The organism is Clostridium oryzae (genome assembly GCF_002029235.1).
In the GTDB taxonomy this organism is placed as follows: Bacteria; Bacillota; Clostridia; order Clostridiales; family Clostridiaceae; genus Clostridium_AE; species Clostridium_AE oryzae.
The window spans coordinates 70,640-82,507 of record NZ_MZGV01000008.1 but is presented as its reverse complement, the minus strand read 5'-3'; the positions used below and the strand labels follow the sequence as shown (position 1 = coordinate 82,507).

11 protein-coding genes are annotated in these 11,868 nt (G+C 33.6%); 3 read left to right on the top strand and 8 right to left on the bottom strand.

Annotated elements, in window-relative coordinates; translation table 11 throughout:
- Positions 1 to 118: 118 nt before the first annotated feature.
- A complete protein-coding gene (locus CLORY_RS05585; protein ID WP_079422525.1) occupies positions 119 to 892 on the top strand; it encodes a threonine/serine exporter family protein in 774 nt (257 codons plus the stop codon).
- Positions 889 to 1,329: a threonine/serine exporter family protein gene (locus tag CLORY_RS05580; RefSeq protein WP_242954350.1), complete on the top strand. Its 441-nt coding sequence runs from the start codon at positions 889 to 891 to the stop codon at positions 1,327 to 1,329. Before CLORY_RS05585 ends, CLORY_RS05580 begins: the two co-directional genes overlap by 4 nt.
- 108 nt (positions 1,330 to 1,437) lie before the next feature.
- Here CLORY_RS05580 and CLORY_RS05575 read toward each other — a convergent pair whose 3' ends face one another.
- Entirely contained in the window at positions 1,438 to 2,934 is a 1,497-nt protein-coding gene (locus tag CLORY_RS05575) for a C69 family dipeptidase (protein ID WP_079422523.1), read from the bottom strand.
- 415 nt (positions 2,935 to 3,349) lie between these two features.
- Between CLORY_RS05575 and CLORY_RS05570 the strand changes: the two genes are divergently transcribed.
- The gene (locus tag CLORY_RS05570) at positions 3,350 to 3,844 is read left to right on the top strand and encodes a class I SAM-dependent methyltransferase (RefSeq protein WP_079422522.1); all 495 of its coding nucleotides are present in this window, start codon (positions 3,350 to 3,352) and stop codon (positions 3,842 to 3,844) included.
- Positions 3,845 to 3,971: 127 nt separating this feature from the next.
- On the opposite strand, the gene CLORY_RS05565 is transcribed toward CLORY_RS05570, so the two are convergent.
- The 7 genes from CLORY_RS05565 to CLORY_RS05535 form a co-directional block, all read right to left on the bottom strand.
- Entirely contained in the window at positions 3,972 to 4,238 is a 267-nt protein-coding gene (locus CLORY_RS05565) for a metal-sensitive transcriptional regulator (RefSeq protein WP_079422521.1), read from the bottom strand.
- A 367-nt stretch (positions 4,239 to 4,605) separates the two neighbouring features.
- Positions 4,606 to 6,405, bottom strand: coding sequence for an aspartate--tRNA ligase (gene aspS / locus CLORY_RS05560; RefSeq protein WP_079422520.1), 1,800 nt, complete (start codon positions 6,403 to 6,405; stop codon positions 4,606 to 4,608).
- A gap of 28 nt (positions 6,406 to 6,433) precedes the next feature.
- A complete protein-coding gene (locus CLORY_RS05555) occupies positions 6,434 to 7,864 on the bottom strand; it encodes a coproporphyrinogen III oxidase (RefSeq protein ID WP_079422565.1) in 1,431 nt (476 codons plus the stop codon).
- Between the two features lie 22 nt (positions 7,865 to 7,886).
- Entirely contained in the window at positions 7,887 to 8,498 is a 612-nt protein-coding gene (locus CLORY_RS05550) for an MBL fold metallo-hydrolase (protein ID WP_079422519.1), read from the bottom strand.
- A 19-nt stretch (positions 8,499 to 8,517) separates the two neighbouring features.
- Complete coding sequence (dtd, locus tag CLORY_RS05545) at positions 8,518 to 8,967, bottom strand: D-aminoacyl-tRNA deacylase (RefSeq protein WP_079422518.1); 450 nt, start codon at positions 8,965 to 8,967, stop codon at positions 8,518 to 8,520.
- A gap of 12 nt (positions 8,968 to 8,979) precedes the next feature.
- Entirely contained in the window at positions 8,980 to 11,172 is a 2,193-nt protein-coding gene (locus tag CLORY_RS05540) for a RelA/SpoT family protein (RefSeq protein WP_079422517.1), read from the bottom strand.
- Between the two features lie 164 nt (positions 11,173 to 11,336).
- A complete protein-coding gene (locus CLORY_RS05535) occupies positions 11,337 to 11,855 on the bottom strand; it encodes an adenine phosphoribosyltransferase (RefSeq protein WP_079422516.1) in 519 nt (172 codons plus the stop codon).
- Positions 11,856 to 11,868: the final 13 nt, after the last annotated feature.

The window sequence follows — 11,868 nt, the reverse complement described above, 5'->3', positions numbered from 1 at the left end:
ACTCACAATAATGAATAATTATGAATTTTGTTTTTACGCCAAGTGCATATGGGAAGTGCCTATTTTTTGTGCTATAATACTTGAGTGATATCTACTAAAACTTAAGCAGGTGATTTATTTGGACGTTAACAAAGTAGCTTATTGGGCCGTAAAGGCCGGAAAAATCATTCTTGAAAATGGTGGTGAAACCTATCGAGTTGAGGACACCATTATAAGAATATGTAATGCCTTCGGTGTAGCTTACGCCGATAGTTTTGTGACTCCTACAGGAATAATGATGTCAGTAATCGATAAAGATGGGCATACTGTATCAAATATAAAAAGAATACGTAAAAGAACAGTAGATTTACATAAAATTGCTATGGTTAATGATTTATCAAGAAAAATATGTGATCACAAATTAACAGCTGACGAATTTATTGAAGCACTTAAAGCTATTGATAAAGAACCTCCTTACAGCAAAAATATGACTGTAATTTGTGCTGCCGCCAGTGCTGGTTTTTTCACCCTTATGTTCGGTGGAAATCCTAAAGATTTTGTCGGTGCGTGTATAATTGGAGCAATTATTCAATTACTTATTTATGCATTTTCTAAATTTGATATAAATAGTTTTTTTACAAATGCTCTAGGCGGAGCTATAACCGCACTTTTGGCGTTGGTATTCATAAACTTAGGTGTATCTTCTAACATGGATTATGTAATAATAGGTGCTATAATGCTTTTAGTACCTGGTATCGCTATTACTAACGCAATAAGAGATGTTATCGGCGGTGATCTTGTATCCGGTGTAGCTAGAATAGCTGAAGCCTTATTGATAGCTGCTGCGATATCATCAGGCAGCGGTATCGTATTGAAAATATGGATAAGCATTTTCGGAGGTACAATAATATGATATTAAAAGTTATTTACGCCATGCTGGCTACGCTTTTCTTCTGTGTTCTTTTTAATATTAGAGGAAAAAATTTAATCTACACTTCCATTGGCGGCGGCATAGGCTGGTTTGTTTATTTATTTATGCAATCATTCTCTCTTTCTATTACAATGTCTATGTTTGTTTCCTCCATATTCATTGCAGCATATTCAGAAATAATGGCAAGGATAAATAAAGCCCCTGTTACTACCTTTATAATATGTTCATTACTCCCGATAGTTCCAGGCGGCGGTATGTACTATACAAGCTATGAATTAATAAAAGGAAATGTCACTTCCTCACTGCATTACGGAATTCAAACTCTGATGAGTGCAGGGGCATTGTCTATTGGCATATTACTTGTTGCTTCTGTCTCAAGAATATTACATTCAAACGTAAAAAGAACTGCTAAAAATTAAGTTTCTACTTCAACTATTAACTTATACACGCTGAATCATCGTTAAAGCTTTCGATAATTCAGAATGTATAAGTTAATTTTATGTATAGAAACCCTATCAACAACTTTTCTAATTTGTACACTTCTGATTATATAAAGGTAAATATCCTGTAGATTCTTTAATTAATGTATTATTTAATTTTCTAAATTCTCTTAAAGCATAATCCGCATCTTTTTGACCTTCTTTGTTAAGATAACTTGTCAGTTTGCTTGGATTAGATTTATATATGCTTAGTGCTTTTTTATCTGATGCAACTATATTATCATTTAATTGTTTATTTACTGTCGTTTGAAATGGCTGTATAAACTTACTAAGAAAATCGTTATAATGTGGTGTTGCTAATACCTGCGTCATACGATATGTCCAAAAAGCTGATTTTGTATCTGGAGTATTCGTTCCAATCTGATAAGCCTTAGGTGTAGTTGTTATTCCAGCATAAAACGGTACATAAACTGATGTTTCCGGTGATGCCATTGCAACCCACTGTATCCCAGAAATTTGATCTGGCATATTAGGTCTAAGTTGAATTATATGTGATTCTTGATTTGTTGGATTATTTATTGGCCAATAATTATATTTACTATAATCTTTTTCAGTTACATCATAATCAGTTCCTGCAAAATGTGAACTAAGTACCTTGCCTACATCTTCCACAGTTATCTTTTGATCAGGTGTACGAAACAACGGAATATCTTTAGCGGTTACTTTTTGATCCTTAGTTTGTGAAGGAGATAAAATTCTTTGCCCGTCCCATACACGAGGAATATTTCCTATCGCATCACCATCATTATTAGTGCCAAAAATATCTCTGAATATGAATTTTCCGTTTTCATCTGGATTTAATTTATTATTCTCTACAAATGACTTTAAATCGCTAGAATACATATAATCTTTACTATCACTAAAATCTACATCTTCAATTGCAGTCTGATTTGCTATTACAGCATAAGAATTATCCGGGACCCTTCTCGCTACCCATTCATGTCCCGAACCTATTTCCATGTACCATACCTCATTTTTGTCTGAAAATATAATTCCATCTGCTTCCCCTGCACCTTGTTTAGTTATAATATCGCCTAGTCTTTGAACTCCTTCCCTTGCAGATTTTATGTAAGGTAGAACTACTGTCTCCATAGCATCTTCCTCTATTCCATTCTCAACAAATGGATCTACAGCCATCACCTTAGCATTGGAACCTATAGTTTCAGTTGCACTCATAGCTACTCCCTTTTCATTGATTCCAGCTTCTTCAAACTGTCCTTCAAAATCGCTCCACTCCGGTGTCGCTGTATATTTATATTGATGCTTCGGCAGCACGCACTTAAACCCATTTCCCTTGGATGTATATATAGTGCCAGCTGGATTATCCTTAGCTTTTCTTACAACAAAATGTTTTGCCGATGCAGGATTGGAATCCTCATTTCTCGCTATTACCGTAGAACCGTCTGCCGTGGCATCCTTACCAACTATAACTGTAGTGCAGGCAAACGTGCCTAGAGCTGGAGATGCTGCACTTAGTGCAATTATACTTACTAAAACTTTACTTAAAAACTTTTTTTTAAACATTCTTTTTCCCCCTATATACCTAAATTAATTTCATAAATACACAAATTGTATTGTTCCTATTTATTCAATGTAAGTAATATTATCCCATCAACACATTAAATATGCAAGTATACCATATCATTTATTCCAACATTATCAATTTACACGCACTGAAAGACCATTGGAGATTTGAAGTTTTCAAACAAGCTGAAGTTAAATTTTTTCAGTGTTTCCCTATATAGGGTTTCTAACTCAACTATTAATTTATACATGTACCAAAATCTCCAGAAGCCGAGATTTTGGTACATGTATAAATTAAGTTTCGATACAGAAACCCTATAATTGTTGCATTACTATTTCATAATGATAAAATAAAATTAGGGATTATGTAAAAGTTCAAAGCCTGCTGTATCAATTCAAAGGAGATGGACTTAAAATGAAAATAGCTGAAACTATAATAACTAAAAATTTATTTTCATATTTAGATGGTAAAAAAGTTTTAGAAGTAGCCTGTGGGGATTCTAATTTTAGTTTAGCTGCATGTAAATATGCTAAAAAAGTTGTAGCTACTGATATTTCGCTTGATAGACTGAGGAAAAGAAATTTGCAGGCCTTTCCTAGCAATATTGAATTTAAAGAAATGGATGTAACAAATTTAGCTTTAGAGGATAATTCCTTTGATGCGACTGTCTGTTATAACGCATTAGGGCACTTACAAAACGTCTTGAAGCCAGCTCTAGATGAAATGATAAGAGTTACAAAACCGAACGGTTATCTGCTATTAATAGCAACATGGTCAATGGATATAAGGGTACTTTCAAAACTTGAAAATATTATCGATACTTATAGCAATTTGATTGTTGACTCCGTTATTGAAGATGCTTCCTTTAAAATATTGGTATTACAAAAATCCGATATGAGCAAAGGGTAATGGGCGTGTAATCGTAGGAGACATTTTATGTCCAGGGTTATCCTTTTCTCTCATTACCATTTGAAGATAACCCGTTAAAGGTCATTTAGAACCTTAACCCAACGGAAATTATACGCCCATTTTTTATTTATTTCATAAATGTATTTATAGTATTTACAAGCTGCTTTATTCCATCCTCTAAATCTTCCCCTTCTGCTCCCATCATACAGTGAGTTGCATATCTTTCTATCAGCATAGCTCCAACTTTATTTATGGCAGCTCTTACTGCAGCTATTTGTACAAGAACTTCCTTACAGCATGTATCACTTTGTATCATCTTTTCTATACCCTTTACCTGTCCATCAATTCTTCTAAGTCTTACCGTTATATCTTTCTTCAATTTATCTTCTTCCATAATTGTTCACCATACCTATACCCCGTATATTTTCAAATTAATTATAGCATTTTCATAGAATATTCTCAATTATATTATATCCACTAATATCTTAAAAGTTTCAAATATATATAAGTTTCTAAAGTTCTAATACATTCTGACTCCTAAAAGATCCTAGGGTCGAACCTACTTAGCAGTGATATTTTAGAAGTCACAATGTAAGAACTTTATTAGAACTTATATATAAGGACGAAAGCTTAATGTAACTGAAAAATTCTCTCTACACTTTCACTCTATAATAAGCCAGCCTACAGCAATATAGAAAACAGCGCATAACCTCAGTCAGCTTGATACTTTCTGAGATTACACGCCGTTAACTTATATCTAACTATTCTTCACTGCTTTCTTTATCCTTCTTAACTGTCTTTATGCTAAGTTCCTCTAATTGTTTATCATCAACTACATTCGGTGCCTCTGACATTGGGCAATATGCATTCTGGTTTTTAGGGAATGCTATAACATCCTTTATATTATCTGTATTACAAAGGAACATAATCATTCTGTCAAAGCCAAATGCTAAACCACCGTGTGGTGGTGGTCCAAATTTAAAGGCTTCCATTAAGAACCCAAATCTCTCCCATGCTTTCTCTTGAGTAAAACCAAGCACTTTAAACATTCTCTCCTGAAGTTTCGTATCATGTATTCTGATACTTCCTCCACCAAGCTCTTCTCCGTTTAATACTATATCATAAGCCTTAGCTCTTACCCTGCCTGGATCTGACTCAAGGTATTGTATATCCTCATCCATAGGCATTGTAAATGGATGATGCTCTGCTGTATATCTCTGTTCTTCTTCATCATAGGCCAGAAGTGGGAATTCCGTTATCCATACAAAATTAAATTCCTTGTTGTCCTTAAGAATCTCAAGCTTTCTTGCAAGTTCAAGTCTCAACGCACCAAGAGCGGCAAACACTGTTTTGTTCTTATCTGCTACTATAAATATAGCATCGCCTTTCTCAGCTTCCATTTTCGTAATTATTTCATTCATTACATCTTCGGACATAAACTTAGCTATAGGTGATTTAATTCCTTCATCCTTGATTGTAATCCATGCTAAACCTTTAGCCTTATATGTTTTTACAAATTCTCCAAGTCTGTCTATATCCTTTCTTCCCATAGAAGCTGCTCCTGGAACTCTTATAGCTCTTACAGATCCGCCGTTTTCAAGAGCACCCTTGAATACGCCAAACTCTGTCCTAGCTGCTATATTTGAGATATCCTGTATTTCCATACCAAAACGAAGATCTGGTTTATCTGAGCCATACTTTTCCATAGCTTCTTTATAGGTCATTCTCTTTATTGGTACCTGTACATCATAATCGAGTATATCTTTAAATATCTTTTTTATAAGTCCTTCGCTTAATGCAATAACATCATCTTCCTCAACAAATGACATTTCCATATCTACCTGCGTAAACTCTGGCTGCCTGTTAGCTCTAAGGTCTTCATCTCTAAAACATTTTGCTATCTGGAAATACTTATCAAATCCAGATACCATAAGCAGCTGTTTGAATAGCTGCGGAGATTGAGGAAGTGCATAAAACATTCCTGGATAATTTCTGCTTGGAACGAGATAATCTCTAGCTCCTTCTGGAGTACTCTTATTTAATATTGGAGTTTCTACCTCTAAAAATAAATTTTCATCCAAATAATCTCTTATAGCCTTTGCAGTCTTATGTCTTACTTTGAAAATTTTCTGCATATCAAGTCTTCTCAAATCCAAATATCTATATTTAAGTCTTATGTTCTCTGATGCATCTAAATCGTCTTTTATGTATATAGGAGGAGTTTCTGATTCAGATAATATCTTTAATTCTTCTCCTTTGAGTTCAACCATACCCGTTTTCATTGTTTCATTTGGAGACTCCCTTTTTACTACCATGCCTGTTACAGCTATACAATACTCTGATCTTAATGTGTCCGCTTTTTCAAAGGCGCCTTTATTAATTTCCTCTCCAAATACTATCTGCAAAATGCCTTCTTTATCTCTAAGGTCTACAAATATTAGTCCTCCAAGATTTCTTTTTCTTTGTACCCATCCCATTACGGTTATCTTCTTATCAATGCTTGTTTCTGTTACGTCGCCACACATAATGGTTCTCTTGAGTCCATTTAATGTCTCTGCCATGATTTTTCCTCCTAAAACTTATTTGTATTTATACATAAAGGGTGTTTAATATTTTCAATTTACCCTGTACTAGCTCTTCTGTTCTATTCACATATTCTCTTACATCCTTCAAATTAGGATATCTTTCAAGTCTGTTCTCTTCTGAAAAATATATCTTCGAAACTGCTCCTGCTCCTAAAGCTATAACTGTCTGTCTTTCTTCCATCATTTCTATATTATATATACCTTCAAAACCAGGTTTACAGAATCCAACATTCTCCATGCTGCCTACCATATTTTTCTGTCTATACATATAGTATGGATGCAGCTTCAACTCCTTTGCAGCAATTTTAGTTTCCTCATACATTGCATTTAATTCTTCACTATTGAGTTTCGAAAAATAGTTTGAATTCATGTTGATTTCATGAAGCTTGGAAGCTCTTTTTATAGCCATACCATGTACTGTTATACTTTCTGGACTAAGTACCTTAAGTTCATTACAGGTATTTTTAATCTCTGCAAGTCCTTCTCCTGGCAACCCAACAATTATATCCATATTTATATTATCAAAACCTAATCGTCTAGCTAAATTGAATTTATCTATAACATCTTTTGTAAAATGTTTCCTGCCAATTCTGCTAAGCGTATCATCATTCATGGATTGAGGATTTATGCTTATCCTATCGACCTTATATCTTTTCATTGTTTTCAATTTATTTTCAGTAATGCTATCTGGTCTTCCTGCTTCGACTGTAAACTCCTTCACATTTCTGCCTTCTACCAATTTATTATATACGCTTTTCATTATATACTCGAAATCTGCATCACAAACTGAAGTTGGTGTGCCGCCTCCAAAATATACACACTCCACATTAAGTCGTTTTTCATCTAAATACTCAGCTATTTGTTCTATTTCATAGTTTAATTTTTCTAAATACTGTTTAACTAATTTATCATTTCCAGCTATTGGATTGGAAGCAAAAGAACAATAGGCACATCTAGTTGGACAAAAGGGCATACCTACATAAATGCTTATAATTTTAGTATCCTTATTGATAAATTTCTTTTCAGCCTTCGCTACACTCAGACTAAGTTCCGCCTTATCATGACGAACCAAATAATACTTTTCATAGTAATTTATGATTTGCTCATCATTATAACCTTCGTCTATAAGCGTTTGCGCTATTTTAGTAGGTCTTATACCTATCATTATCCCCCAAGGGTGTTGCAGTCCAGTGATTTCTGATAAAAACAAATACATACTTTTCTTTACAAAATCTTTTATACTTAACTCATCTTGAAAATGAAATTGTTTTTTCAACTCAGCTTTTTTAATGTATATCTTATTATTTTCAAGTAATACCATCATGTTTTCATTTTTTTCCACAAAGGATATTACTGCATCCGGATAAAATACATTTACCATGTGATAAACATCATATCTGTATTTTTCATTATTTAAATTTATATTGATATCCATACTATTCTCCAAGTTCCCATCACTATAATGTATAAGGATTATTCTGCTTTTCATAACCTATTGTACTAGTTTCTCCATGTCCTGGCAATACTATCGTTTCTTCTGGAAGAATATATAACTTTTCTTTTATATTTCTAATAAGCGCCTCAGTATCTCCGCCAATAAAATCTGTTCTTCCTACTGATGCTCTAAACAATGTGTCACCTGTAACAAGAATATTATCTATATAAAAGCACATACCTCCTGGTGAATGTCCAGGAGTATCAATACACTTTATTTTTACATTACCAAGACTAAGTTCTGTTTTTTCATCGATAAACTCATATTTTATTGCCTGCTTATTTTCCACATTAAAAAGCTCACTGCCACTTTTCATTATCATATGATGCTCTTTTGAATTTAAATACACTGAAGCTTTGTATCTACTATACACCTCAAATAGCGCACCCACATGATCAAAATGACTGTGAGTAAGTATTATATATTTGACTTTTCCTTTAAATTCATGAATAAATTTAAATATAGTATCCTCGCTTCCGCCAGGGTCAATTACTGCAATTTCTTTACTTTCCTCTTCAAATATAATGTAACAGTTTTCACCTATATAATTTGTAACCAATGATTTATATTTCATAAATCCCTCAGCCTCCTTACTAAAAAGCTTTTCTGCTATCGAGAAGAATCGTAACAGGGCCATCATTAATAAGCGATACATCCATATCTGCACCAAACTTTCCTGTCGCCACTATTTGCACTTCAGCTTTACACTGAGCTACAAAGATATCATACAATTTTTCAGCTTCATCTCCCGATAACGCTTCCATAAAATTAGGTCTTCTACCTTTCCTGCAATCTCCATACAGTGTAAATTGAGACACTATAAGAAGTTCTCCATTGACATCCCTTAATGACAAATTCATCTTTTCATTGTCATCCTCAAAAACTCTAAGATTAACTATTTTATCTTTAATATATTTTATGTCTTCTTCAGTATCAGTCTTACTAATTCCAAGAAGCACCATAAAACCTTTCTCTATTTTTCCTATTACCTCATCATTCACCGTAACATTCGCTGATTTCACTCTCTGCACTACAGCTCTCATAAATTACCTCCACTAATTCTTAGTTCTAAATACTTGTATTACACCTGGAAGTCTCTTTATCTTTTTCATCAATTCTTTTAATTGATCTACATCCTCAATTTTGAGTTTTATAGTTACTGTAGCAAAACCAGCTTTTGATGTTTTAGCATTTACAGCATGAAGGTGAATCCTGCTTTCCGTAATTACTACCATTATATCAGACAGCAGTCCATTCCTATCTTCTCCAGTTATCTGTACCTCAGTTATATAACCTGAAGCTTTAACACCAGTCCAAGCTACTTCAACAATCTTGTTATCGCCATCCTCAGCTAATAATTCTGCATTTTTGCAATCTTTTCTATGAATTGAGATTCCTCTTCCCTTTGTTATATATCCCATTATTTCATCCCCAGGAACAGGATTACAGCATTTAGCAAATCTTACAAGCATATTACTTAATCCCTTTACCTCGATTCCGTAACTGTTATTGCTTTTATTTATGAGCTGTGTCGTATTTTTATTAATCTGTTCTTCGGCACCTTTAATTAATGCAGCATTATCAAGCTCAGTTGGTTTGTTACTCTTAAGTGCTTCCCTTAGTTTAGTAACAATAAATGCAGAAGATGCAGAGCCAACTCCTACTGCAGCATACAAATCATCGATATTGTTCATATTATATCTTTTAAGTATTTTTTCTAGTTCTTCACTTTTAGCTAATTCGCCGAAATTTGCTTCCTGCCTTTTTGCTTCTTTTTCTAATAAATCTTTACCTTTATTAATATTTTCTTCTCTTTTAGCTTTTTTAAACCAAGCTCTTATTTTACTTTTAGCCAAATTACTTTGAGCTATGTTAAGCCAATCTATATTAGGTCCCTTAGCCATATTTGAAGTCAAAACTTCTACTATTTGGCCTGTTTTTAATTGATAATCTAGCGGAACCATCTTTCCATTTACTTTTGCTCCAACACATCTATTACCTACATCAGTATGTATTCTATAAGCAAAATCAATTGGAGTAGCATTTGCAGGCAAATCAATTACAGTACCTTTAGGTGTAAAAACAAAAACCTCATCTGAAAATAAATCTATCTTAAAAGCTTCCATAAACTCTTCTGCATCAGAAGCTTCCTTTTGCCATTCAATAATGTCACTAAGCCATGAAAAGTTCTTATCTAGATCAGTATTCGGAAGTGAATTATTATTCTCCTTATACTTCCAATGAGCTGCTATACCGTATTCAGCGGTTTTATGCATTTCAAAGGTTCTTATCTGTATTTCAAACGTTTTTCCCTTTGCACTTATCACTGTTGTATGTAGAGATTGGTACATATTGGGCTTAGGCATAGCGATATAATCTTTAAATCTCCCAGGAATGGGTTTGTACATCGTATGAACTATTCCTAACACAGCATAACAATCCTTTACAGTTTCAACCAATACCCTAACTGCAGTCAAGTCAAATATCTGATCTATAGTCTTATTCTTATTATGCATCTTTCTGTAAATGCTATACAAATGCTTCGGTCTGCCTTCGATTTCGGATCGTATATTAGATTTTTCTAACGACGTGTACAGCTCATTAATTATTTCTTCAGTATAGGCTTCTCTTTCCGTTCTTTTTTCTACAATCTTTTTAACTAAATCATAATATTGCTCCGGATCACTATATCTAAACGCTAAATCTTCAAGCTCCCATTTTATCTTAGACATTCCTAGTCTATGTGCCAGCGGAGCGTATATATCAAAGGTTTCTTTTGCAATTCGCTTTTGGCCTTCTTCAGATTTATATTTAAGCGTACGCATATTATGAAGCCTATCTGCCAGCTTAATTAATATTACCCTTATATCTTTTGTCATGGCTAATAACATTTTTCTTATATTATCTGCCTGTTGCTCTTCCTTGGTTTTATATTTAATTTTTCCGAGTTTAGTAACTCCTTCTACCAAATCTGCTATCTCTGCACTAAATTCATTTTCTATATACTCGTAGTCATATGGTGTATCTTCAATTACATCATGTAAAAGGCCAGCCGCTATAGTAGCTGTATCCATTCCCATATCTGCTAAAATGCAAGAAACCTGAAGCGGATGTACAGAATATGGTTCTCCAGAGTCCCTTTTCTGCATCTTATGGGCTTCACATTCAAAATTGTATGCCTTTTCAATTAAATCTTTATTCACATTTGTGCAATTTTCATCAATCTTTTTCATTAAATCCTGCAGCATATGAGTTACTCTCCTCTAATATACAACGTTCATGTAAATTCAAAGGCTGGTATGTAAACCAGCCATGATTTTTCTATATTATATAATAACTAATAATTTTTTTCAATTATTTTTGACATGAACCGCAGATAATTCTTCACTTCTGTTCGTCATACACAGATAATTTAAACATCATATTTTACTAAAGAATTAACTTCATATTTTCTAAGTTTCTCTCTTCCCTTTAGTTCAGTAAGTTCAATTATGAAATTTAATGAAACAACTTCCCCGCCTACTGACTCGACTAATCTAGCAACGGATTCTATTGTCCCTCCAGTAGCAAGTAAGTCATCAACTATAGCAACTCTTTGTCCAGGTTTTATAGCATCTTTATGTATTTCCAAAACGTCTGTACCATACTCTAAAGAATACTCTGCTTTTATTGTTTCAAATGGAAGTTTACCCTGTTTTCTAACTGGTACAAATCCAATGCCTAATGCATAAGCAAGTGGTACTCCAAAAATAAATCCTCTAGCCTCAGGTCCAACTACTAAATCCACATTTTTATCTTTAAGTAATGCTGCTATCTGATCAATCGATTCTCTTAAGCCATCCTTATCTTGAATAAGTGTAGTAATATCTTTAAAGCTGATTCCTTCCTTAGGAAATCCTTCAATAACTCTGATTTTGCTTCTTAAATCCATTTTTATTCCTCCA

Coding starts and splice junctions, on each gene's coding strand:
- CLORY_RS05550 (WP_079422519.1), bottom strand. CDS start 8,498: ATGAAATATAAATCATTGGTTACAAATTATATAGGTGAAAACTGTTAC.
- CLORY_RS05570 (WP_079422522.1), top strand. CDS start 3,350: ATGAAAATAGCTGAAACTATAATAACTAAAAATTTATTTTCATATTTA.
- aspS (WP_079422520.1), bottom strand. CDS start 6,405: ATGGCAGAGACATTAAATGGACTCAAGAGAACCATTATGTGTGGCGAC.
- dtd (WP_079422518.1), bottom strand. CDS start 8,967: ATGAGAGCTGTAGTGCAGAGAGTGAAATCAGCGAATGTTACGGTGAAT.
- CLORY_RS05580 (WP_242954350.1), top strand. CDS start 889: ATGATATTAAAAGTTATTTACGCCATGCTGGCTACGCTTTTCTTCTGT.
- CLORY_RS05575 (WP_079422523.1), bottom strand. CDS start 2,934: ATGTTTAAAAAAAAGTTTTTAAGTAAAGTTTTAGTAAGTATAATTGCA.
- CLORY_RS05535 (WP_079422516.1), bottom strand. CDS start 11,855: ATGGATTTAAGAAGCAAAATCAGAGTTATTGAAGGATTTCCTAAGGAA.
- CLORY_RS05540 (WP_079422517.1), bottom strand. CDS start 11,172: ATGCTGCAGGATTTAATGAAAAAGATTGATGAAAATTGCACAAATGTG.
- CLORY_RS05555 (WP_079422565.1), bottom strand. CDS start 7,864: ATGGATATCAATATAAATTTAAATAATGAAAAATACAGATATGATGTT.
- CLORY_RS05565 (WP_079422521.1), bottom strand. CDS start 4,238: ATGGAAGAAGATAAATTGAAGAAAGATATAACGGTAAGACTTAGAAGA.